The sequence below is a fragment of the Streptomyces sp. NPDC007346 genome, from assembly GCF_040703535.1.
In the GTDB taxonomy this organism is placed as follows: Bacteria; Actinomycetota; Actinomycetes; order Streptomycetales; family Streptomycetaceae; genus Streptomyces.
The window spans coordinates 64,259-87,051 of record NZ_JBEYKR010000002.1 but is presented as its reverse complement, the minus strand read 5'-3'; the positions used below and the strand labels follow the sequence as shown (position 1 = coordinate 87,051).

General features: G+C 72.5%; 17 protein-coding genes. 3 read left to right on the top strand and 14 right to left on the bottom strand.

Going from position 1 to position 22,793, the window contains the following annotated elements; genetic code table 11:
- Positions 1–23: 23 nt before the first annotated feature.
- The 13 genes from AB0917_RS01210 to AB0917_RS01150 form a co-directional block, all read right to left on the bottom strand.
- Positions 24–581: a GNAT family protein gene (locus tag AB0917_RS01210; RefSeq protein WP_366817343.1), complete on the bottom strand. Its 558-nt coding sequence runs from the start codon at positions 579–581 to the stop codon at positions 24–26.
- Complete coding sequence (locus AB0917_RS01205; protein ID WP_366817342.1) at positions 559–2,799, bottom strand: MMPL family transporter; 2,241 nt, start codon at positions 2,797–2,799, stop codon at positions 559–561. The genes AB0917_RS01210 and AB0917_RS01205 overlap by 23 nt, the downstream gene beginning before the upstream one ends.
- 188 nt (positions 2,800–2,987) lie before the next feature.
- Complete coding sequence (locus AB0917_RS01200; RefSeq protein WP_366817341.1) at positions 2,988–5,090, bottom strand: phosphocholine-specific phospholipase C; 2,103 nt, start codon at positions 5,088–5,090, stop codon at positions 2,988–2,990.
- Between the two features lie 180 nt (positions 5,091–5,270).
- On the bottom strand, positions 5,271–6,530 hold the full coding sequence (locus AB0917_RS01195; RefSeq protein WP_366817403.1) for an SLC13 family permease: 1,260 nt from the start codon (positions 6,528–6,530) through the stop codon (positions 5,271–5,273).
- An 80-nt stretch (positions 6,531–6,610) separates the two neighbouring features.
- Positions 6,611–8,119, bottom strand: coding sequence for an Asp-tRNA(Asn)/Glu-tRNA(Gln) amidotransferase subunit GatB (gene gatB / locus AB0917_RS01190; RefSeq protein WP_366817340.1), 1,509 nt, complete (start codon positions 8,117–8,119; stop codon positions 6,611–6,613).
- Between the two features lie 16 nt (positions 8,120–8,135).
- The gene (locus AB0917_RS01185) at positions 8,136–8,369 is read right to left on the bottom strand and encodes a hypothetical protein (protein WP_366817402.1); all 234 of its coding nucleotides are present in this window, start codon (positions 8,367–8,369) and stop codon (positions 8,136–8,138) included.
- A 5-nt stretch (positions 8,370–8,374) separates the two neighbouring features.
- On the bottom strand, positions 8,375–9,877 hold the full coding sequence (gene gatA, locus AB0917_RS01180; protein WP_366817339.1) for an Asp-tRNA(Asn)/Glu-tRNA(Gln) amidotransferase subunit GatA: 1,503 nt from the start codon (positions 9,875–9,877) through the stop codon (positions 8,375–8,377).
- A gap of 5 nt (positions 9,878–9,882) precedes the next feature.
- Positions 9,883–10,179: an Asp-tRNA(Asn)/Glu-tRNA(Gln) amidotransferase subunit GatC gene (gatC, locus tag AB0917_RS01175; RefSeq protein WP_003966094.1), complete on the bottom strand. Its 297-nt coding sequence runs from the start codon at positions 10,177–10,179 to the stop codon at positions 9,883–9,885.
- Positions 10,180–10,557: 378 nt separating this feature from the next.
- On the bottom strand, positions 10,558–12,741 hold the full coding sequence (locus tag AB0917_RS01170; RefSeq protein ID WP_366817338.1) for a bifunctional diguanylate cyclase/phosphodiesterase: 2,184 nt from the start codon (positions 12,739–12,741) through the stop codon (positions 10,558–10,560).
- Positions 12,742–13,185: 444 nt separating this feature from the next.
- A complete protein-coding gene (gene ligA / locus AB0917_RS01165; RefSeq protein WP_366817337.1) occupies positions 13,186–15,435 on the bottom strand; it encodes an NAD-dependent DNA ligase LigA in 2,250 nt (749 codons plus the stop codon).
- 32 nt (positions 15,436–15,467) lie between these two features.
- Positions 15,468–16,496 carry a methionine synthase gene (locus AB0917_RS01160; RefSeq protein WP_366817336.1) on the bottom strand — a complete coding sequence of 343 codons (1,029 nt, stop codon included), beginning with the start codon at positions 16,494–16,496 and terminating at the stop codon, positions 15,468–15,470.
- Between the two features lie 52 nt (positions 16,497–16,548).
- Entirely contained in the window at positions 16,549–17,238 is a 690-nt protein-coding gene (locus AB0917_RS01155) for an SDR family oxidoreductase (RefSeq protein WP_366817335.1), read from the bottom strand.
- Positions 17,239–17,263: 25 nt separating this feature from the next.
- On the bottom strand, positions 17,264–17,803 hold the full coding sequence (locus AB0917_RS01150) for a TIGR00730 family Rossman fold protein (protein ID WP_366817334.1): 540 nt from the start codon (positions 17,801–17,803) through the stop codon (positions 17,264–17,266).
- 312 nt (positions 17,804–18,115) lie between these two features.
- Here AB0917_RS01150 and AB0917_RS01145 point away from each other — a divergent pair, with 312 nt between their 5' ends.
- Both AB0917_RS01145 and AB0917_RS01140 read left to right on the top strand, forming a co-directional pair.
- Positions 18,116–19,774 carry a DUF4157 domain-containing protein gene (locus tag AB0917_RS01145; RefSeq protein WP_366817333.1) on the top strand — a complete coding sequence of 553 codons (1,659 nt, stop codon included), beginning with the start codon at positions 18,116–18,118 and terminating at the stop codon, positions 19,772–19,774.
- Between the two features lie 72 nt (positions 19,775–19,846).
- Positions 19,847–20,680, top strand: coding sequence for an alpha/beta fold hydrolase (locus AB0917_RS01140; protein WP_366817332.1), 834 nt, complete (start codon positions 19,847–19,849; stop codon positions 20,678–20,680).
- A 158-nt stretch (positions 20,681–20,838) separates the two neighbouring features.
- Here the strand turns inward: AB0917_RS01140 and mnmA are convergent, their stop codons facing one another.
- The gene (gene mnmA, locus AB0917_RS01135; RefSeq protein WP_366817331.1) at positions 20,839–21,975 is read right to left on the bottom strand and encodes a tRNA 2-thiouridine(34) synthase MnmA; all 1,137 of its coding nucleotides are present in this window, start codon (positions 21,973–21,975) and stop codon (positions 20,839–20,841) included.
- A gap of 61 nt (positions 21,976–22,036) precedes the next feature.
- Here mnmA and AB0917_RS01130 point away from each other — a divergent pair, with 61 nt between their 5' ends.
- Positions 22,037–22,789 (top strand): peptidoglycan recognition family protein, encoded by a 753-nt coding sequence (locus AB0917_RS01130; protein ID WP_366817330.1) that lies wholly within the window; start codon positions 22,037–22,039, stop codon positions 22,787–22,789.
- Positions 22,790–22,793 lie beyond the last annotated feature (4 nt).

The window sequence follows — 22,793 nt, the reverse complement described above, 5'->3', positions numbered from 1 at the left end:
TTAGCGCCCCGCGCGCCGGGGGCTCAGCGCCCGGTGCGGGCCCGCCACTCCGGGGCCAGCACGGACCAGATCTCGGAGTCGTGGCGTACGCCCCGGTAGAGGTAGTTCTGGCGCAGCACCCCGTCGCGGGTCATGCCGAGCCGCTCGGCCACCGCGATCGAACGGGTGTTGGCGGCGGAGGCGTCCCACTCCACGCGGTGCATGCCCCGCTCGTACACCGCCCAGTCGATCAGGCGCTCGGCGGCACGGGTGATCAGGCCGCGGCCCTGGGCGGCGGGTTCCAGCCAGACGCCGAGCTCGCAGTTGCCCGACTGCGCGTCGAAGATCCGGAACAGGACACCGCCGACGAGGGTCCCCTCCAGCCAGATGCCGTAGAGCCGTCCGGTGTCGGCCGCCTGCTTGTCCGCGTACCGCTGGAGCAGGGCGCGCGCCGAGTCCAGGTCGGTGGCGGCGGAGGCGAACGGGATCCACGGGTCGACCAGCTCCCGGGCCCGGTCCATGTGGGTGAGGAACTCCTCGGCCTGCCAGACCTCCAGCGGTCGCAGCTCCGCCCGGTCGTCACCCAGGGATATGGCGAACATCGTGCTCCTCCTTTGCCGACGCGACACCCTCCTTGGTGACGCGCGCCCCCGGGATCCTCGCATGATCCACCGTGCAGTCGGGCGGCTCGATGCTGATCCGGGGCAGCCGGCGGTCCAGCCAGCCGGGCAGCCACCAGTTGGCGCCGCCGAGCATGTGCATCAGGGCCGGCACCAGCAGGGTGCGCAGGACGAAGGCGTCCAGGGCGACGGCGGTGGCGAGCGCGATGCCGAACATGGCGATCACCCGGTCGCCGCTGAGCACGAAGGCGAGGAAGACGGAGATCATGATCACGGCGGCGGAGTTGATCACCCGGCCGGTCTCGGCGAGGCCGACCCGGACCGAGCGCCGGTTGTCGCCGGTCTCCAGCCACTCCTCGTACATCCGGCCGACCAGGAAGACCTGGTAGTCCATGGAGAGGCCGAAGAGGACCGAGACCATGATCACGGGGAGGAAGGGCTCGATGGGCCCGGCGCTGCCGAGGCCGAGCAGCTCGCTCCCCCAGCCCCACTGGAAGACGGCGACGACGACGCCGAAGGAGGAGGCCACGGCGGCCACGTTCATCACGGCGGCCTTGACGGGGATGCCGATGGAGCGGAAGGCGAGCAGGAGGAGCAGGCAGCCGAGGCCGATCACGACCCCGACGAAGAGGGGCAGCTTGCCGACGATGATCTCGGCGAAGTCGTCGTAGCTCGCCGTCACCCCGCCGACGTACGTCTCCAGCGAGGTCGTGTCCTGGACCGGCGGCAGCACGTCCTCGCGGATGCGGTCGACCAGCTCGCTGGTCTCCTGCGACTGGGGCGCCGAGTCGGGGATGACGGTGAGGAAGGCGGTGTCGCCCCCGCTGTTGTACGTGAGCGGGCTGACCGAGGAGACGCCTTCGGTGGTACGCAGCTTCTCGGGCAGCGAGTCCAGGGCGAGCCGGTCGTCCGCGCCGTCGAGCTGGGCGGCGATGGTGAGGGGGCCGTTGACGCCGGGGCCGAAGCCGTCGGCGAGCAGGTCGTAGGCCTGCCGGGTGGTGGCGGTGGCCGGATTGTTGCCCTGGTCGGAGGTGCCGAGGTGGAGGCCGAGGGCGGGCAGGGCCAGGACGGCCATGACCACGGCCGCGATCCCGCCGAGCAGCTTGGGGTGGTGCTCGACGAAGGCGGACCAGCGGGCGGCGAAGCCGGTGGGCAGTTCGGGCCGCGGGCCGCGCTCGGCGAGCTGCCGGCGCTCGCGGCGGCTGAGCGCCCGCGTCCCGATCCTCGAGAGCAGGGCGGGCAGCAGGGTGACGGAGGCGGCCACGGTCAGGACGACGGTGAGCGAGGCGGCGATGGCGACGCCGTTGAGGAAGCTGAGCCGCAGGATCAGCATGCCGAGCAGCGCGATGCAGACGGTGGCCCCGGCGAAGACGACCGCGCGGCCGGTGGTCGTGACCGCGTTCTGGGCCGCTTCGTCGACGGACATCCCGCGCCGCAGTCCTCTGCGGTGCCGGGTGACGATGAACAGGGCGTAGTCGATGCCGACGCCGAGCCCGATGAGCATGCCGAGCATCGGGGCGAAGTCGGCCACGGTCATCACATGGCCGAGCAGCACGATGCCCGCGTAGGCGGTGCCGACGGAGACCAGGGCGGTGGCGATGGGCAGCAGGCTGGCGGCGAGCGAGCCGAAGGCGAGGAAGAGGACCACGGCCGCGACGACCACGCCGACCGCCTCGGCGATGTGGGCGGAGGGCGCCTCGGTGAGGGCGACGGCGGTGCCGCCCAGTTCGACCTGGAGCCCGTCCGCCTCGGCGGCCTTCGCGGTGTCGACGAGGGCCTGGGCCTGGGAGGCGGGGATCTCGTCGGCGGGGCGGTCGAAGGTGACCGTGGCGTAGGCGGTGCGGCCGTCCTCGCTGATCTGGCCGGTGCCGGCCGCGCCGTAGGGGCCGGTGACGCCGCCGACGCCGGGCAGGGCGTCGATCGCGTGCAGGGTGCGGGTCATCGTCTGTTCGACGTCGGCGGCCCGGACCGTGGAGCCGGTGGTGTGCCAGACGACGGTGTCGGTGTCGCCGCCGAGGTGGGTGAAGCCGCGCGAGAGGAGCTCGGTGGCCCGGCCGGACTCCGTACCGGGCACCTCGTAGTCGTTGGAGTACGCGGAACCCGCGAACCCGGCCGCGGCGGCCGTACCGCCGAGGGCGGCGAGCCAGAAGAGGACGGTGAGCAGGCGGTGCCTGATGCACCAGCGGGCGATGGCTGCCAACGGACGGGCTCCCTGCGGGTTCGTGGACCTTTACCCGCAGATGGATCGATCTGCCCGCAAACGTCACCTGACCTGAGACCGTCACTCTGTCAGCAGAAAAAGATCCTTTGTCCGGTTCGTGGCCATGGTCACATGGCTTGATCTGACCCCTACATGGGACAGGGACAGGGGCCGTGGCTGCGGGCGCCTCAGCCGGAGACGCTCGCCCGGCCGTTCTCGATGTGCCCCATGAGCCGCCGCCGGAAGCCGTCCTCCCCGTCGGCCGTGACGGCGAGGTCGTACCAGCCGTGGGCGTCGGCCGCCGAGTGCACGACCGTACGGCTGCGGCCCGGCTTGACGGTGACGCGGCGGGTCCAGTCCCGCAGGTCGTCCTCGTCGACGTAGCCGAGCGGCCGGACGAGGAAGGTCAGGTTCCGGCGGCCGGTGTTGCGCAGGGTGAGGTGGAGGTCGCGGTCGCGGGTGTCGAGGCGGGTGGTGACCTCGGCGCCGCCCTGGGCCGGTCCGGCGAACTCGCGCCGGAAGCCGTTCGGCCCGGTGACCGTGAAGCGGTACGCCCCACCCGTCAGCGGCACGGTCCAGTGCGCCGAGCCCCGGACGTCCTTGTGCTGCGGGGCCGCGAACTCACCGGCGTACGGATAGAGCGTGAAGTGCGCCGAGGACCGGCCGCTGTTGCCGAGCTCCACCCGCAGCCCGCCGCCCACCGTCCTGACCTGGGCGTCCAGCTGGTACGGCAGCGGGCGCGCCGGGCGTACGCCGGGCTCCTGCTCGGGGAGGTGCTGGATCGAGGGGGGCCTGGGCTGCCAGCGGCCGCTGAGCGGCGGGATCGCCCCGGGCCGTTGGAGGGCGGGCTTGCGCCGGGGGCGGGTGAAGTCGAAGGCGGAGGTGAGGTCGCCGGTGACGCGGCGCCGCCAGTCGCTGATGTTGGGCTCCTTGACGCCGCTCCAGCGCTCCAGGAAGCGGATGACGGAGGTGTGGTCGAAGACCTCGGAGCAGACGTACCCGCCGACGGTCCACGGCGAGACGACGAGCAGCGGCACCCGGATGCCGAGGCCGGTCGGGCGGCCCTCCCACTGCTCGTCGGTCACCTCGGGGGGCGCGACGGGCGGCGGTACGTGGTCGAAGAAGCCATCGTTCTCGTCGTAGTTGATCAGGACGGCGGTGTGGCGCCACACGTCCGGATGGTTGCCCAGGGCGTCCAGGATCTTGTAGACGACGGTGGCGCTGTGCACCGGCGAGGAGACGCTCGGGTGCTCGGAGTCGATCGCCGAGGGCACCAGGTAGGAGACCTCCGGCAGCGTCCCGGCCGCCACGTCCTTGGCGAACTCGTCCGCCAGCGTGCCCGTGGGTACCCGGCGCAGCCCCCGCTCGAACAGGCTGCGCTCGCGCTTCGTGAGCGTGGCCACGCCCTCCTCCAGCAGCCCGAGGAGGCGGGTGCGCTCGGTCGCGGACGCGCCGCGGACCTTGGCGTGGAACGCCTCCATGTACGTAAGGCCGCCGGTCCGGGCGAGCGCCTTGCGGGCGATGGCCTTGAAGGTGGCGTAGAACTCGATCTGGTTGTCGGTGAAGTTCTCCCACTCCGTGTACGTCCGCCAGCTGTGCCCGGCCTCCTCCAGCCGCTCGGCGTAGGTGGACCAGTCGTAGCCGGGGTGGCTGCCCTCGCTGTACGCGTCGTTGCCGACGGCCCGCTTCCCGTTCGGCTCGAAGCCGGTCCTCCCGCTCCACAGGTGGTTGCGGTTGGGGCTGGTGGAGGTGTGGATCGAGGAGTGGTAGGCGTCGCAGACGGTGAAGGTGTCGGCCAGCTCGTAGTGGAGCGGGATGTCACGGCGGTCGTAGTACGCCATGGTGGCCGCGGTCTTCGCGCCGATCCAGCCGTTCATCCAGCCGCCGCCCCAGGCCTGCGCGCCGCCGTTCCAGGAGTGGTCGAGGGCGCCGATGTACTGGAGGTCCTTCTTCTGCTCCTCGGCCGCTCCGCGCACCGGGAAGGGCAGCACGGTGGTGCCGGAGGCGCCGGGCTGCTCGAAGACGCTCCCGCCGGTGGGCAGCTCGATGGCGTTGCGGTCGCCGAAGCCGCGTACGCCGCGCAGGGTGCCGAAGTAGTGGTCGAAGGAGCGGTTCTCCTGCATGAGGATCACCACGTGCTTGATGGCCCCCAGCCCACCGGACCCCGCGTGGGCGGGCTGCGCGGCGATGGCTGCCTGGAGCGACGGCGGCAGGAACGATCCGGCCGCAGCGGCGCCGAGCGCGCCCCCGCCGAGGGCGAAGAGCCGCCGCCGTGACATGTCCGTGGTCAAAAGAGCCTCCCTTTCTCGGTGGTTACAGCCGGGAAGCTAGTTGGGCCAGGTGGCCCCGGGAAGGACTGCGTCCGGCCCGGTGGTGAACGTCCGGCCGGCCGGACCCGGAGGTCCGGCCGGGACGCACGGCCCCCGCCCACACCCCGGTGAGGTGCCCTCTCCCAACCGGTGGCACGCCTCTCAGGCCCCGATGAGGTGCAGCGATCCCCACAGCGCGAGCGTCGACGCGACGAGCGTCGCCGGTACGGTCGCGAGTCCCAGCCGGGTGAACAGGCCCAGCTCGGGGGCGTCCCCGTGGGCGTGCAGGATGCGGCGCCACAGGAGCGTGGCGAGGGAGCCGACGTAGGTGAGGTTGGGGCCGATGTTCACCCCGATCAGGGCAGCGAGCAGCGGTCCGGGGCCGGCCGCCGCGACGATCGGGAGCAGGGCGAGGATCGCGGGCAGGTTGTTGATCAGGTTGGCCAGCAGCGCCGCGACCACGGCGACGCCCAGGAGCGCGGGGAGCGTGTCGCCCTCGGGCAGCAGGGCGGCGATCCCGGAGCCGAGGCCGTTGTCGACGACGGCCTTGACGACGACGCCGAGCGCGAGGACGAAGAGGCAGAAGAGCGGGTTGGCCGAGCGGACGACGGCGGCCGGTGTGGTCTCCCGCCTGGCCAGCGCCCGTACGGCCAGCACCGCCGCCCCCGCCAGCGCAGCCCACAGCGGTTCCGCGCCCGCGAACGAGGTGACGACGAACCCGGCCAGGGTCAGCCCCAGCACGACGAGCGTGAAGACGGGCAGGGGCGTGCGCCCTGCCTCCGGGTCCGGCGCGTGCGCCCCGGCCGCCAGGTCGGCCCGGAAGGCGCGGCGGAACACCGCGTACTCGACGGCGATCGCGGCCAGCCACGGCAGCGCCATCAGCGCGGCGAACCGGGTGAAGGAGAGGCCGCTCGCGGTGAACGCCAGGAGGTTGGTGAGGTTGGAGACGGGGAGCAGGAGGGAGGCGGAGTTGGCGAGGTGCGCGCAGGCGTAGACGTACGGGCGTGGCCGCGCGCCGACCCGGGCCGCCGTGGCGAGGACGACCGGGGTGAGCAGGACGACGGTGGCGTCCAGGCTGAGGACGGCGGTGACGAGGGCGGCGACGGCGAAGACCCCGCCGAGCAGGGGGCGGGTCCGGCCCCGGCAGGCGCGGGCCACCAGGTCCCCGGCGGCACGGAAGAGCCCTTCGTCGGCGCAGAGCCGGGCCAGTACCAGGATCGCGGCGAGGAACCCGACGACCGGGAGCAGCTCGCCGACCTGGTCCCGGGCCTCGGGCCAGGACACCGCCCCCACGGCCACCACGAGGACGGCGGCGGGCACGGCGACGGTCGCCTCCGGCAGGCCCCGGGGGCGCAGGACGGCGAAGGCGAGGACGCCCAGGAGGAGGGCGAAGGAGACAACCTCGGCGGTGACGGTGTTCAGGGGGTTCTCCGGACCGGTGAGGGGGCGGCGCGCCCGTACCGCTACGGGTGCACCGCCCCCTCAGGGTGACGATCGGTGGGTCAGCCCTCGACGCCGAGCTTCTCCAGGATCAGCTCGCGCACGCGCGCCGCGTCCGCCTGGCCCCGGGTGGCCTTCATGACCGCGCCGACGAGCGCGCCCGCCGCCGCGACCTTGCCGCCGCGGATCTTGTCCGCGATGGCCGCGTTGCCCGCGATGGCCTCGTCCACGGCCGTGGACAGCGCGCCCTCGTCCGAGACGACCTTCAGGCCGCGCTTCTCGACGACGGTGTCCGGGTCGCCCTCGCCCGCGAGGACGCCCTCGATGACCTGGCGGGCCAGCTTGTCGTTGAGGTCGCCCGCGGCGACGAGCGCGGCCACCCGGGCGACCTGCGCCGGGGTGATCGGCAGCTCGTCCAGGGCGCGGCCGGTCTCGTTGGCGTTACGGGCCAGCTCGCCCATCCACCACTTGCGGGCCTGGTCCGAGGGGGCGCCCTCCTCGGTCGTGGCGACGATCAGGTCGACCGCGCCCGCGTTGAGGATGGACTGCATGTCGTGCTCGCCCACGCCCCACTCCTCCTTGAGCCGGGCGCGCCGCAGCCGGGGCAGCTCGGGGAGGCCCTTGCGGAGCTCCTCGACCCAGTCGCGGGCGGGTGCCACGGGCACCAGGTCCGGCTCGGGGAAGTAGCGGTAGTCCTCGGCGTTGTCCTTGATGCGGCCGGCCGTGGTGGAGCCGTCCTCCTCGTGGAAGTGCCGGGTCTCCTGCACGATCGTGCCGCCCGAGGACAGTACGGCGGCGTGTCGCTGCACCTCGTAGCGCGCGGCCCGCTCGACGGAGCGCAGCGAGTTCACGTTCTTCGTCTCGGAGCGCGTACCGAACTTCTCGGCGCCGTTGGGGCGCAGCGACAGGTTGACGTCGCAGCGCATCTGGCCCATCTCCATGCGCGCTTCGGAGACCCCGAGGGCCTTGATCAGCTCGCGGAGCTCGGCCACGTACGCCTTGGCGACCTCGGGGGCGCGGGCGCCGGCTCCCTCGATCGGCTTGGTGACGATCTCGATGAGCGGGATGCCGGCCCGGTTGTAGTCGAGCAGGGAGTGGGACGCGCCGTGGATACGGCCGGTGGCGCCGCCGACGTGCGTCGACTTGCCGGTGTCCTCCTCCATGTGGGCGCGCTCGATCTCCACGCGGAAGATCTCGCCGTCCTCCAGCTGGACGTCCAGATAGCCGTCGAAGGCGATCGGCTCGTCGTACTGGGAGGTCTGGAAGTTCTTCGGCATGTCCGGATAGAAGTAGTTCTTCCGGGCGAAGCGGCACCACTCGGCGATCTCGCAGTTGAGCGCGAGACCGATCTTGATGGCCGACTCCACGCCGATCTCGTTGACGACCGGCAGCGCGCCGGGCAGTCCGAGACAGACCGGACAGGTCTGGGAGTTGGCGCCCTGCTTCAGCTCCGTGGAGCAGCCGCAGAACATCTTGGTCTTCGTGCCGAGTTCGACATGGACCTCCAGGCCCATGACGGGGTCGTAGGACGCGAGCGCGTCCTCGTACGACACCAGGTCGGTGACAGTCACGGTGAAACTTTCCCTCTCAGCCCAGCAGGACGTCGTCGTCGCCCAGACGCTTCAGTTCGCGATAGAGGATCGCGAGTCCGGTGACGACGGCGGCCGCGGAGACCGCCGCGTCGATGAGGCGCAGCACGTCGTTGTCCTGGCGGGCGAGCTTCGCCTGCTTGGCGATGCTGATCGCGCCGAACGCGGTACTGCCGAGCGAGACGTACAGCCCGGTCTTGGACTTCTTGAAGTTACTGGCCTTCTTTGCCATGGCGGTCACAGCGACGGAGCCTCCTCAAGCAGCGGGTGCCCCCACTTTTCCACGAAAGCGGCCTCGACGGCCGCTCCGACCTTGTAGAGCCGGTCGTCCTTCATGGCGGGGGCGATGATCTGCAATCCGACCGGCAGACCGTCCTCCGGGGCCAGGCCGCAGGGGAGCGACATGGCGGAGTTGCCTGCCAGGTTGGTGGGGATGGTGCACAGGTCCGCGAGGTACATCGCCATCGGGTCGTCGGCGCGCTCGCCGATCGGGAAGGCGGTGGTCGGCGTCGTCGGGGAGACGATCACGTCGACCTGCTCGAAGGCCTTCTCGAAGTCCTGGGTGATGAGGGTGCGGACCTTCTGGGCCGAGCCGTAGTACGCGTCGTAGTAGCCGGAGCTGAGCGCGTACGTCCCCAGGATGATGCGGCGCTTGACCTCGTCGCCGAAGCCGGCCTCGCGGGTCAGCGCGGTGACCTCCTCGGCCGACTTCGTGCCGTCGTCGCCGACCCGCAGGCCGTAGCGCATGGCGTCGAAGCGGGCCAGGTTGGAGGAGCACTCGGAGGGCGCGATCAGGTAGTACGCGGAGAGCGCCAGGTCGAAGGAGGGGCAGTCCAGCTCGACGACGGTGGCGCCGAGCGACTTCAGCAGCTCGACCGACTCGTCGAACCGCTGGAGGACGCCGGCCTGGTAGCCCTCGCCGCGGAACTGCTTGACGACGCCGACGCGCATGCCCTGTACGGAGCCGTTGCGGGCGGCCTCGACGACCGGCGGGACCGGGGCGTCGATGGAGGTCGAGTCCAGCGGGTCGTGCCCGGCGATGGCCTCGTGGAGCAGCGCCGCGTCCAGGACCGTACGGGCGCAGGGCCCGCCCTGGTCCAGGGAGGACGAGAAGGCGACCATGCCGTAGCGCGAGACGCCGCCGTAGGTGGGCTTGACGCCGACCGTGCCGGTGACGGCGGCGGGCTGGCGGATCGAGCCGCCGGTGTCCGTGCCGATGGCGAGCGGGGCCTCGTAGGAGGCGAGGGCGGCGGAGGAGCCGCCGCCGGAGCCGCCGGGGATGCGGGTGAGGTCCCACGGGTTGCCGGTGGGGCCGTAGGCGCTGTTCTCGGTGGAGGACCCCATGGCGAACTCGTCCATGTTGGTCTTGCCGAGGATGACGACGTCGGCGGCGCGCAGCTTCCGCGTCAGCGTGGCGTCGTACGGCGGGACCCAGCCCTCGAGGATCTTGGAACCGACGGTGGTCGGCATGTCCTTGGTGGTGAAGATGTCCTTCAGCGCGAGCGGGACACCGGCCAGCGGGCCGAGCTTCTCGCCCGCCTCCCGCTTCGCGTCCACGGCACGGGCCTGGGCGAGCGCGCCCTCGCGGTCGATGTGCAGGAAGGCGTGGACCTTCTCGTCGACCGCGTCGATCCGGGCCAGGTGGGCCTCGGTGACCTCGACGGCCGTGAGTTCGCCGGAGGCGATCCTCGCGGCGATCTCGGCCGCGGTGAGCTTGATGATGGAGCTGTTGTCCGTCATGGCGGTTAGTCCTCCCCCAGGATCTGCGGCACCTTGAAACGCTGCTGCTCCTGGGCCGGGGCGCCGGAGAGCGCCTGCGCGGGGGTGAGCGACGGACGGACCTCGTCCGCGCGCATGACGTTGGTCAGCGGCAGCGGGTGGGAGGTCGGCGGTACGTCTTGGTCGGCGACCTCGGAGACGCGGGCGACCGCGCCGATGATGTCGTCGAGCTGACCGGCGAAGTGATCGAGCTCTTCGCCCTTCAGCTCCAGACGCGCCAGCCGGGCGAGGTGGGCGACCTCCTCGCGCGTGATGCCAGGCATGCAGCGATCCTCAGGGGTTGGTGTGTGGTTTTGGCTGGGGGTCGGTGGCACATTTCCACCGTCCGTCCGAAGGACGGGCCGCGCGGCGTCCGGTGCGTGCGATCGCAAGGCGCCGGAGCGCCCTCGTGGCGGGGCCACGTGGGCGATTCGGCAACGCGGCGAGCGTGCGTGCCAGGCGTCGGGCGGCAGGTGGAAATGTGCCACCGACCCCCAATCCTATGGGGTCCGCCGGGGGCGGGTGCCCCGCCCCGATGGGCCCACCCTTTTCGGGACGCGGTGGGCGGTCACGGTGCCTGGCCGTGACCCGTTTCGGCAGGGGGCCGTGACCCGTTTCCGTACGGGCCGCCAGCCGTTTCCGTACGGGGCCGGGCCCGTGCCTCAGGTCGTCGCCGGGCCCGAGACCGTACGCCCCTGGGTCGGGTGCGGGTGCTGGTGCTGGTGCTGGTGCTGGTGCTGCTCGGTGTCCGGCTTCCCGTTCGCCGCGGCGGCCGCCGCCTGGGCCTTCAGGTCCGCGGGCCGCCGCCAGCCGTGCTCGCCGCGCGCCCGCAGCCAGGCCGTCGTCTCCTGGGGCGGCATCGCGGCCGCCACCAGCCAGCCCTGCACCGCGTCGCACCGCAGGTCCCGCAGCCGCTCCCAGGTCTCGTCGTCCTCGACGCCCTCGGCGACGACGACCAGGCCGAGCGAGTGGGCCAGGTCGATCGTGCAGCGGACGATCTCCCCGTCCTCGTGGTCCAGGGCGAGGCGGGCCACGAAGGACCGGTCGATCTTCAGCTCGCTCACGGGCAGCCTGCGCAGATGTACGAGGGAGGAGTACCCCGTACCGAAGTCGTCCAGGGACATCTTCACGCCGTGCGCGGTCAGCCCGGCCAGGGTGTCGGCGGCCCGCTGCGGGTCCTCCAGCAGAACGTGCTCGGTGATCTCCAGCTGGAGCGCCGAGGCCGGGACGCCGTGCCGGGCGAGCCGGGCGGCGACCCCGCCCGCGAAGCCGGGGGTGTGCACGTCGCGCGGTGAGACGTTGACCGCGACGGGGACGAACAGGCCCTGCGCCCGCCACCGGGCCACCTGGGCCAGCGCCGTCTCCAGCACGTACTCCGTGAGGTGCGGCATCAGTCCGGAGGACTCCGCGATGGCGATGAACTCGTCCGGAGGGACCCGGCCGCGCTCCGGGTGCACCCAGCGCACCAGCGCCTCCAGACCGGCGACCTGCCCGTCGAAGCGGACCTTGGGCTGGTAGTGCAGCTCGACGTCGCCCGCGTCCAGCGCGCGGCGCAGATCGCCCAGGAGCCCGAGCCGGTCGGGGGTGTTGCTGTCGCGCTTGGACTCGTAGACCTCCACGCCCGTACGGTCGCGCTTGGCCTGGTACATCGCGACGTCCGCGCGGCGCAGCAGTCCTTCGGCGTCCAGCGCGTGGTCCGGGTAGACGGCGACCCCGGCACTGGCCTCCAGCACGAGGACCAGCCCGTCCAGGTCGAGCGGCGAGGACAGCTCGGCGACCAGGTGGCGGGCGACCCGCTGGGCGCTGGTGGTCGAGTCGGCCTGCGGCAGCAGTACGGCGAACTCGTCGCCGCCGAGCCGGGCCGCCTCCGCGCCGTGCGGCAGGGCGAGCCGCAGGCGTTCCGCTATCTGGAGCAGCAGCCGGTCCCCGGCGAGGTGGCCGAGCGTGTCGTTGACCGCCCGGAAACGGTCCAGGTCGATCAGGACCAGGGCCGACCTGGTGCCGACGCTCTCGGCGTCCTCCAGCGCCGACCAGGTCCGCTCCAGCAGCCACTGGCGGTTGGGCAGGCCGGTCAGCGGGTCGCGCAGCTGCTCCTCGGCGCGGGCGCGGGCGATCCAGAGCGTGGAGTCCAGGGCGATCAGCGGGACCGCGAAGAGCGGCAGCACGACGGGCATGGACATCGCGACGACACAGATCAGCGGGGCGAGGCCGAGCAGGGCGACGGCGACGAGCCCCTGGCGCAGCAGGGCGGTGCGGGCGATGGTCGGCAGCCCGCCGTTCTGCGGGGCTCCCGCGTACCACAGCAGGACCCGGGTGACGAGCAGGTACGTCGACGCCGTCAGGAGCAGCTCCGGCACGGCGGCGATGCCCCAGTCCAGCGGCAGCCAGGGCCGCTCCACGGTCGGCACCTCGCCGAACGCGGCGAGCACGAGCGCCGCCGCCCCGATGCCGAGGATGTCCACCGCGCCGTGCAGGAGCCCCTGCCACCAGCGGTGTCTGCGGGCGCTCCCGACGAGGACCACGACGACCAGGCTGACCAGCCCCGCGGGCAGCCAGCCGTAGAGCAGCAGCACGGCGAGGGTGAGCGCGGCCCCGGAGCCGGTCCCGCCCCACCAGCGGTCGCGGCCGAGCGCGACCAGGTGGCCGACGATGATCCCGGTGAGCACGGCGAGCGACCAGCCCACGGAACCGTCCGGGAAGAGGGCGTGGCCGTCGCGCACCGTCCGGTAGAAACCGGCCGCCAGCAGTAACGCCGCGATCCCTATGACGGCGGCGCCCACGGGGGACGTGAGGCCGACGAAACCTTGCAGCCGCGACACCGGGGCGGCACTCTCGGTCGGTTTCATTCCGTCCCTCTCACAGCCGGCGGTGCCGAAGTCCCTCGGTGGCCCCCGCTCTCCGGTGCGCACGGCCCCGGGCGGGTGGCCGTGCACGGGCAGGCGCTACCCCTCAACAGTAGGCCGCGAAGGGCTCCCAGGGGCAGCGCTCCACAGCTCTTGCCGAAGGCGAACCGACTGCCCGTCACCATCTGCTATGCGCCGAACGGGTGACGCCGGTGGCCCGTTCGGGGCCCGGCCGACCCTTCTTCGCCCCTCTGCCCCATTTCTTCCCCACCAGGGGCGCGCCACGCCGGGGACGCGTCTCGAAGTCGTCTCGATCCGGCGAACAGCGGATGCCCGGGTGTGGCGGACGCGGCGGGCGTGTCGTGTCCCGGTGTGGCAGGCGCGGCGGTGTCTTCCGGTGCGGCGGGCGCGGCGGTGTCCCGGTGCGGCGGCCGGGGCCGAGGGGCGCTACTCCGGGGCGGCTTCCGGCTCGGGTGCCGCCGGCTCCGGCTCGGGTGCCACCGGCTCCGGCACCGGCAGGGCCGCCTCCCGCGCGGCGTCGGGGCCCTGCTCCAGGAGGACGGCGAAGCCGTCCTCGTCCAGCACGGGGACCTTCAACTGCATGGCCTTGTCGTACTTGGAGCCGGGGTTGTCGCCGACGACCACGAACGCCGTCTTCTTCGACACCGACCCGGTGACCTTCGCCCCGAGGCCCTGGAGCGCCTCTTTGGCCCCGTCCCGGGTGTAGCCGGTGAGGGTGCCGGTGACGACGACGGTGAGCCCTTCGAGGGGGCGGGGGCCCTGCTCCTCGTCGGAGCCCTCGTCGGCCATCCTGACCCCGGCCTCGCGCCACTTGCGCACGATCTCGCGGTGCCAGTCCTCGGCGAACCACTGCTTGACGGAGGCGGCGATGGTGGGACCGACCCCGTCGGCGTCGGCCAGCTCCTGCTCCGTGGCCTCCTCGATCCGGTCGATGGAGCGGAACTGACGGGCCAGCTCCTGGGCGGCGACCGGTCCGACGTGCCGGATGGAGAGCCCGGTGAGGATCCGGGCCAGCGGCGCCTCCTTGGCGGCGGCGATGCCCTCCAGCATGGCCACCGCGTTCTTCTTCGGCTCGCCCTGCTGGTTGGCGAAGACGGTCGCGATCTTCTCCTCGCCGCTCTTCGGGTCCCGCTTGGGCAGCCCGCTGTCCTGGTCCAGGACGTACGCCCGGATCGGCAGCAGCTGCTCGATGGTGAGGTCGAACAGGTCGCTCTCGTCCCGCAGGACCGGCTCGGCGGGCTCCAGGGGCCGGGTCAGGGCGGCGGCGGCCACATAGCCGAAGTGGTCGATGTCCAGGCTCTTGCGGCCGGCGAGGTAGAAGACCCGCTCACGCAACTGGGCCGGACAGGTCCGGGCGTTGGGGCAGCGGAGGTCGATGTCGGCCTCCTTCATCGGGCGCAGCTCCGTGCCGCACTCGGGGCAGTGCGTCGGCATCTCGAAGGCCTTCTCGGTGCCGTCGCGCAGGTCGACGACGGGGCCGAGGATCTCCGGGATGACGTCGCCCGCCTTGCGGATGACCACGGTGTCGCCGATGAGGACGCCCTTGGCCTTGACCACGTTCTGGTTGTGCAGGGTGGCGAACTCGACCTCGGAACCGGCCACCTCGACCGGCTCGACCTGGGCGTACGGCGTGACGCGGCCGGTGCGGCCGACGCCGACGCGGATGTTGACCAGCTTGGTGTTGACCTCTTCGGGGGCGTACTTCCAGGCGATGGCCCAGCGGGGGGCGCGCGAGGTGGAGCCCAGGCGCCCCTGGAGCGGGATCTCGTCGAGCTTGACGACGACCCCGTCGATCTCGTGCTCCACGGAGTGCCGGTGCTCGCCGAAGTACGCGATGAACTTCCGTACGTCCGCGAGGGAGTCGACGACCTTGTTGTGCCGGGCCGTGGGCAGGCCCCAGGAGTTGAGGAGCTCGTACGCCTGGGAGAGGCGGTCGATGCTCAGGCCCTCGTGGGCGCCGATGCCGTGCACCACCATGTGGAGCGGGCGGCCCGCGGTGACCTTGGGGTCCTTCTGGCGCAGCGAACCGGCCGCCGCGTTGCGCGGGTTGGCGAACGGCTTGTCGTCGGCGGCCACCAGCCGGGCGTTCAGCTCCTCGAAGGCCTCCATCGGGAAGAAGACCTCGCCGCGGATCTCCACCAGCGCGGGGATGTCCTCGCCCTTGAGGCGGTGCGGGATCTCCGCGATGGTGCGGACGTTGGGGGTGATGTCCTCGCCGGTGCGGCCGTCGCCCCGGGTCGCCGCCCGGGTCAGCCGGCCGTGCTCGTAGGTGAGGTTGACGGCGAGCCCGTCCACCTTGAGCTCGCACAGGAAGTGGTGGTCGGGCGTGCCGACGTCCTTGGCGACGCGCTCGGCCCAGGCGGCCAGCTCCTCGTCGTCGAAGGCGTTGTCCAGGGAGAGCATCCGCTCGCGGTGCTCGACGGAGGTGAACTCCGTGCGGTAGGGACCCGCCACCTTCTGGGTCGGGGAGTCCGGGGTGCGCAGCGCCGGGTGCTCCTCCTCCAGTGCCTCCAGCGCCCGCATCAGCCGGTCGAACTCGGCGTCGCTGACGACCGGCTGGTCCTTCACGTAATACCGGAAGCGGTGCTCCTCGACCTGCTCGGCCAGCAGCGCGTGCTCCTCCCGCACGTCCGCCGGAATCGAGCTCTCCTGCTCCACCCGCTGTTCGTCGGCCATCGTCCCGTCCTCCCGTTTGCCCGTCGTCCCCGTCACTCAGGGTTGTCCGCGAGCGACCTGGCCGCTCGGGCGCTGTGGGCGAGCGCGGTGCGGGCGTACGCGGGCGACGCGCCCGCGAGTCCGCACGACGGGGTGATCGCGACGGACCGGGCGAGCGTCCCCGGATTCAGCCCCAGCCTGCTCCACAGCGTCCTGACCCCCATGACGCTACCGCCCGGGTCTGACAATGCCGTCGCTGCCGGGTCCGTGGAGGGCACCACGCCGAGCAAGAGCTGGGTGCCGCCTTCGACGGCTTCCCCGATCGCCTCCTCCTCACGCTCGGTGAGCAACGAGAAGTCGAACGAGATTCCGTCCGCCCCGGCCCGGCGCAGCAGCGCGAAGGGCACCTCGGGGGCACAGGAGTGGACGAGCGTCGTCCCGTCCTCGCCCGCGACGGCGAGGACGTCGCGCAGGGCCGACTCGACGACCTGGCGGTCGACGGCCCGGTAGGTGCGGTAGCCGCTGGCGGAGCGGACCCGGCCCAGCAGGACGGCGGTCAGGGACGGCTCGTCCAGTTGCAGCACGACCTGGGCCCCGGGCATCCGCCGCCGCACCTCGGCGAGGTGGGAGCGCAGCCCCTCGGCCAGCGAGGCGGCCAGGTCGCGGCAGGCCCCGGGGTCGCCGAGCATGGCCTCGCCGCCGCGCAGCTCCAGGCCGGCGGCGAGCGTCCACGGGCCGACCGCCTGGACCTTGAGCAGCCCCTCGTACCCCTGGGTGAACTCCTCCAGGGCGTCCAGGTCCTCGCCCAGCCAGGAGCGGGCGCGGCGGGTGTCGCGGCCGGGCCGGTCGCTGATCCGCCAGCCGCTCGGCTCGACGTGCCCGTACATCTCGACGAGCATGCCGAGGGTCCGGCCGATCATGTCCGCGCCGGGCCCGCGTGCCGGCAGTTCCGCCAGGTGGGGCATGCCCTGGCCGTCGGCGAAGGAGCCGGTGACGGTCTTCGCCGCCTCCCTCGCGTCTCCCCCGGGCATCGACCCGATCCCGGTCGCCGGGCACCCGCTCAACTTGCTCTTCTCGCTCACCCGGGAAGCCTACGGTCCGCCGCGCTCACACGGCGTACGCGGGGCGCCCGGGTCAGCGGCCGGGGCGGACGGTGAGGTCGTTGACCTCGGCGTCGCGCGGCAGGTCGAGCGCCATCAGGATGGTGGTGGCCACCGACTCGGGGTCGATCCAGCGGGCGGCGTCGTACTCCTTGCCCTCCTGCTGGTGCACCTTGGCCTGCATGGGGCCGGCGGTGCGCCCGGGGTAGACGGTGGTGACCCGCACCCCGTTGCCGTGCTCCTCGTGGCGCAGGGAGTCGGCGAGCGCCTTGAGGCCGTGCTTGCTCGCGGCGTACGCGCTCCACCCGGCGTGGGCGGCGAGCCCGGCGCCGGAGTTCACGAACAGGACGTGGCCCTGGGCGGCGCGCAGCTGCGGGATGAGGAGGCGGGTGATCTCGGCGGGGGCGACGAGGTTGGCGTTGAGCTGGAAGTGCCAGGCCTTGGGGGTGAGCTCGCCGACCGTGCCCAGCTCGACGACGCCCGCGATGTGCAGCAGGGTGTCGATCCGCTCGGGCATGGCCTGCTGGCCGAACGCCCAGGAGAGCCGGTCGGGGTTGCCGAGGTCGCCCACGAGCGTCCGCGCGCCCGGGTAGCGGTCGGCGAACTCCTTGGCGCGGCCGGCGTCGCGGGCGAGCAGGACGAGGTCGTCGCCGCGCTCCAGGAGGCGGCGGGCGACGGCGGCCCCGATGCCGGAGCCGGCGCCGGTGATGAGGTGGGTAGGCATGGGGCGATCCTAGAGCGGGTGCCGCCTACTGCAGGCCGGCGGACTCCTCCAGGTAGGCCAGTGCGCCGACGGCGTCCTTGGCGAAGAAGACCAGGTCGGTCAGGGGCACCGGGAGGAACCCCTCGTCCTCCATCCGCTGGAACTGCTCGCGCAGCCCGTCGTAGAAGCCCGCCGTGTTGAGCAGGACGACCGGCTTGGTGTGCTTGCCGTGCTTCTTCAGCTCCAGGATCTCGGTGGCCTCGTCCAGCGTCCCGGTCCCGCCGACCATGATCACGACGGCGTCGGACTTCGCCAGCAGGAGGGCCTTGCGCTCGGCGAGGTCGCGGGCGATCACCATCTCGTCCGCGTTCGTCCGGGCCTTGGCGGCGAGGAAGTCGACCGACACCCCCACGAGCCGCCCGCCGGCCGCCTGCACGCCGTCCGCGACGACCTTCATCAGGCCGCTCTCCGAACCGCCCCAGACCAGGGTGTGCCCGCCCCTGCCGAGCAGCTCGGCGAACTCCCTGGCGGGCACGGTGTAGCGGTCGTCGAGGTCGGCGGCGGAGAGGAAGACGCAGATGTTCATGGAGCCACCGTACGACCCGCCTCGGACACTCTTCCGTCCCGGCCCTGGGGACCGTCGCCGACCGCTCGCTGTGTTCGGTGCGGCAGGCGGTCGGAGCGCGGCGGGCGGTCGGAGAGCGGCGGGCGACGCCCTGCCCCGGACCCGTGAACCGCGGCGACCTGGACCGGAGGTGGAGCACAGCCGTACAGCCCGTGTCCGGCGGGCCCGCGTGCCGTGCCTTCCCGGACGTCGAACGCTGCCCTCCCGGCCATGTCCTCGTGCGCGCGCATCCGGTATCCAGGAAGGAGTTTCGTCCTCTGCGGAAGAAGATCCATGCGTGCTCAAGGCAAGGTCCAGCAGCCGGCGTCCGAGAAGGAGAGCCTCGCTCCGGGCCGTGTGCCGACGACCGGTCCGGTCGGCGACGCCGGGGCACCGCAGCCCTCTCTTCTCGCCCTGCAGGGCAGTGTGGGCAACGCCGCCGTGGTGCAGATGCTCCACGCGGCCGGGCACCCCGGCGTACGGAGCGCGGTACGGGAGCGGCACGAGCACGGCGCCGGGTGCGGCCATCAGCCGACCGGACAGCCGCAGGTGCAGCGCTCCGCCGTCCACGACGTGCAGCGCTCCGCCGTCCATGGCGTGCTGCGCTCCGGCGGCCGGCCGCTCGACGAGGCGACGCGCGGTGACATGGAGGCACGGCTCGGCGCCGACTTCTCCGACGTGCGTATCCACGACGACAGCGCCGCCAGGGCCTCGGCGGCGGAGGTCGGGGCCCGCGCCTACACCTCCGGCAGCCATGTCGTCATCGGTGACGGAGGCGGCGACAAGCACACCCTCGCCCATGAGCTGACCCATGTCATACAGCAGCGCCAGGGTCCGGTCGCCGGCACGGACAACGGCTCCGGCCTGAAGGTGTCCGACCCGTCGGACCGCTTCGAACGTGAGGCGGAGGCCAACGCGAGACGGGCGCTCTCGGGGCCCGTACCGCAGGGCCCGGTGGCTGCCCAGCGGTCGGCGGCCGCACCGGCCCCGGCATCGCCCGCCGTGCAGCGGCGCGAGGACAACCCGTACGCCAAGCCCACCGACCACGAGGGGTGGACGACGACCGCGCACCACATCGTGGCCCACTCCACGCTGACGACCGCCCTCGCCCGTCTGAGCAAGGAGGAGAAGCTCGACGTCCTCACCAGCGCGATCCCCAAGAAGATCACCAAGGAGATGCTGGTCAACCTCAAGGTGGAGGTACGACCGGAGAGCGAGAACACCGACGACTACCGGTCGAGGCTGAGAACGCGGCTCGCCGACAAGAACGTTCCGAACACCGAGTCCGTGCACGGGATCTCCTTCCAGGACATCCGGTACTCCTTCTTCGAGTGGCAGGCGGGCAATCAGTTCGTCGGCCCCAACACCTCGATCCGGGCGGAGCCGTCGGAGAACGGCGACGACATCGACACCGACGGCCAGTTCTTCAGCCCGCTCGGCAAGAAGGAGTTCAAGAGCCTCATCTCGCTGGGTGCGACGCTGAAGGAGCCCGGCATGGAGAACCCCCGGAGGGTCGAAACCCTGAAGGAGATCCTGGCTCTCACGAAGAACGTGAAGGTCGCCGACTTCAAGCCCTCCGAATGGACCGAGGTCGACGCCGGGATGACGGTGGACGAGCTGGCCGCGGACGCGAAGCTGAGCCGAGCGCACATCACGAAGTACACCTACTTCAAGCTTCTCGCCTCGGATGTCAGGGACGGCAAGTACCACGACTTCGAGCAGGCCCCCTCGGGGGGCGGATTCCGGTACTACGGGCAGACGGTGCTCAACGTCCAGGCCAAGGGCAACTTCGTCTACATCCCTTACATGACGCGGGAGACCCCTCCCCCGAAGGAAGGGAAGGCCAGGGAGCGCCAGTCGCTCAGGGAGTTCTGCCTGACCCAGAAGGTGCCCACGTCCACCTTCCTGCCGAAGGGGCTGTACAACCCGTCCCGCAAGCCCCTGAAGAAGTGACCCGCCGGCCGACGGGCCACATTCCTCCCACCGCGGCGATGAGTTTCCCGGCCCGGCCCGGTCTGCCCTCCCATGGACAGGATTCTCTCCGCCGACGGCACACCGATCGCCTACCGCCGCCAGGGCGAGGGGCCACCGCTGGTGCTGGTCGGCGGGGCACTGAGCACCTCGGCGACCGACGCACCCCTGGCCGCCCTGCTGGCGCCGCGCTTCACCGTGGTCACGTACGACCGCCGGGGCCGCGGCGCCGGCGGTGACGCCGGGGACGCCGGGGACGCCGGGGGCGGTGACGCCGAGGCCGTCCGCGTGCGCCGGGAGGTCGAGGATCTGACGGCTGTCGTGGGTGCGGCGGGCCCCGGGGCCGCGGTCTTCGGGATGTCCTCCGGCGGGGCGCTGGCCCTGGAGGCCGCCGCCGCCGGGCTCCCCGTCAGCCTGCTCGCCGTCTACGAGCCGCCCTACACCCCCGGCGCCTCCGGCCTCCTCTTCAAGGCCCGCTGCACGGCGCGGCTGCACCGGCTGCTGGCGGCCGGGGACCGGGCCGGGGCGGTGGAGCTGTTCCTGACCGCGTCGGGCATCGACGCGGCGACGGTGGGCCGGATGCGGCGGGCACCGCTGTGGCCGGGCCTGGAGGCGCTGGCGCACACGCTGGCGTACGACGACGCGGTGCTGGGCGACGGGGACGTCCCGGCCGAGCGGTTCGCCGCCGTCACCGCCCGCACGCTGGTGGTCTGCGGCGGCTTCAGCCCGGCGCGGGCCCGCGCGTCCACCCGCGCCCTGGCCGAGGCCCTGCCGCGCGCCCGGCACCGCACGCTGACGGGCCAGATGCGCGAGGTGGCACCGCAGGTGCTCGCCCCGGTGCTGGCGGACTTCTTCGCCCGGGGCGTGCACGTGGGCCAGGCGTCGTGAGGCGGCCCGGGGATCAGGCCCCTGACGTCGTGCGCCCGGGATCAGGCCCCTGACGTCGTGAGCCCGGGATCAGCCTCGTGACGCCGTGAGCCCGGGGTCAGCCTCGTGACGTCGTGAGCTGCGGACCAAGCCCCTGGCGTCGTGAGACGACCCGGGGATCAGGCCCCTGAGGAGACCCGCTCGCGCCGCACGGTCGTGGCGATGGTGGCCGAGCCGACCACGCGGGTGCCGTCGTACAGGACGACCGCCTGGCCGGGGGCCACGCCCCGTACCGGCTCGGTGAACGTGACGTTCAGTTCCGTGCCGTCCACCAGCTCCGCCGTCACCTCACTCTCGCCGCCGTGGGCGCGCAGCTGCGCGGTGTACGTTCCCGGGCCGGCCGGGGGCGTTCCGCACCAGCGGGGCCTGATGGCGGTCAGGGAGGTCACGTCCAGGGCCTCGACCGGGCCGACGGTGACCGTGTTGTCGACCGGGGAGATGTCCAGCACGTAGCGCGGCTTGCCGTCGGGGGCGGGGTGGCCGATCTTCAGGCCCTTGCGCTGGCCGATGGTGAAGCCGAACGCGCCCTCGTGGGTGCCCAGCTTCGTCCCCGTCTCGTCCAGGATGTCGCCCTCGGCCGGGCCGCCCAGGCGGTTGGCCAGGAAGCCCTGGGTGTCGCCGTCGGCGATGAAGCAGATGTCGTGGCTGTCGGGCTTCTTGGCGACGGCCAGGCCCCGGCGCTCGGCCTCGGCGCGGATCTCGTCCTTGGTGGTGAGGGTGTCGCCGAGCGGGAACATGGCGTGGGCGAGCTGCTTCTCGTCCAGGACGCCCAGCACATAGCTCTGGTCCTTGGCCATGTCGGAGGCGCGGTGCAGCTCGCGGCTGCCGTCCTCGGCGAGCACCACCGTGGCGTAGTGGCCGGTGCAGACGGCGTCGAAGCCGAGGGCGAGGGCCTTGTCGAGCAGCGCGGCGAACTTGATCTTCTCGTTGCAGCGCAGGCAGGGGTTGGGGGTGCGCCCGGCCTCGTACTCCGCGACGAAGTCCTCCACGACGTCCTCGCGGAAGCGTTCCGCCAGGTCCCAGACGTAGAACGGGATACCGATGACGTCGGCCGCGCGGCGGGCGTCCCGGGAGTCCTCGATGGTACAACAGCCGCGCGCCCCGGTCCGGAAGGACTGAGGGTTGGCGGAGAGGGCGAGGTGGACACCGGTCACGTCGTGGCCCGCCTCGGCGGCGCGGGCGGCGGCGACGGCGGAGTCCACGCCGCCCGACATCGCGGCGAGAACACGCAGGGGGCGCTGGGGAGTCTGAGTCATAGCCCCTCCAGGGTACGGGTCGCCGGGAACCGAACGCTCGCGGATATGCGTTGGTGACCACATGGGGAACAACGGGAGCACCCGGGCGTCGCGCAAGCCCTCGGGCAGGTCGTCGCGGAAGAAGTCCGCGGGCGGCGTCAGCCGGCGCGCGCTGCTGATCGGCGGCGGTGCGGTGGTGGCGGCCGGGACGGCCGCCGTGCTCGCGCGCGACGAGGTGAAGCGGGCCTGGTGGCGGGTGCCGGGCGTGGAGAAGCCCCGCAAGCCCGGTGAGCTGGATTACGCGGGCGCCACCTGGGTCGCCGCCTCGGAGGCGAACTGGCGGCGCGCGGACCGCCCGGACGACTTCCGGATCGACCGGGTGATCATCCATGTCACCCAGGGCAGCTTCGACAGTGCGGTGAGGGTGTTCCAGGACCCCGCGCACCGGGCCGCGACGCACTACATCGTGGGGCAGGACGGGCGGGTGGTGCAGATGATCCGCGAGCTGGACGTGGCGTACCAGGCGGGCAACCGCTCCTACAACGAGCGCGCGGTCGGCATCGAGCACGAGGGGTTCGTGGACCGGCCCAAGGACCTCACGAAGGAGATGTACGAGTCGTCGGCGCGGCTCACGGCGTCGATCTGCGCGCGGTACGGCATACCCATCGACCGGGAGCACATCATCGGGCACGTGGAGGTGCCGGGCACCGACCACACCGACCCGGGGCCGCACTGGGACTGGGACCGCTATCTCGAGCTGGTGCGGCGGGCGGCCACGGCACCGCCACCCGCGCCCGCCCCGTCCGCCTCGGCCTCCGCCACGCGCGCGGAATAGTGGC

Excerpts from the sequence above, each read along its gene's own strand:
- AB0917_RS01210 (WP_366817343.1), bottom strand. The coding sequence starts at position 581 with ATGTTCGCCATATCCCTGGGTGACGACCGGGCGGAGCTGCGACCGCTG.
- AB0917_RS01185 (WP_366817402.1), bottom strand. The coding sequence starts at position 8,369 with ATGGCAAAGAAGGCCAGTAACTTCAAGAAGTCCAAGACCGGGCTGTAC.
- gatA (WP_366817339.1), bottom strand. The coding sequence starts at position 9,877 with ATGACGGACAACAGCTCCATCATCAAGCTCACCGCGGCCGAGATCGCC.
- gatC (WP_003966094.1), bottom strand. The coding sequence starts at position 10,179 with ATGCCTGGCATCACGCGCGAGGAGGTCGCCCACCTCGCCCGGCTGGCG.
- AB0917_RS01170 (WP_366817338.1), bottom strand. The coding sequence starts at position 12,741 with ATGAAACCGACCGAGAGTGCCGCCCCGGTGTCGCGGCTGCAAGGTTTC.
- ligA (WP_366817337.1), bottom strand. The coding sequence starts at position 15,435 with ATGGCCGACGAACAGCGGGTGGAGCAGGAGAGCTCGATTCCGGCGGAC.
- AB0917_RS01155 (WP_366817335.1), bottom strand. The coding sequence starts at position 17,238 with ATGCCTACCCACCTCATCACCGGCGCCGGCTCCGGCATCGGGGCCGCC.
- AB0917_RS01150 (WP_366817334.1), bottom strand. The coding sequence starts at position 17,803 with ATGAACATCTGCGTCTTCCTCTCCGCCGCCGACCTCGACGACCGCTAC.
- AB0917_RS01145 (WP_366817333.1), top strand. The coding sequence starts at position 18,116 with ATGCGTGCTCAAGGCAAGGTCCAGCAGCCGGCGTCCGAGAAGGAGAGC.
- AB0917_RS01140 (WP_366817332.1), top strand. The coding sequence starts at position 19,847 with ATGGACAGGATTCTCTCCGCCGACGGCACACCGATCGCCTACCGCCGC.
- mnmA (WP_366817331.1), bottom strand. The coding sequence starts at position 21,975 with ATGACTCAGACTCCCCAGCGCCCCCTGCGTGTTCTCGCCGCGATGTCG.
- AB0917_RS01130 (WP_366817330.1), top strand. The coding sequence starts at position 22,037 with ATGGGGAACAACGGGAGCACCCGGGCGTCGCGCAAGCCCTCGGGCAGG.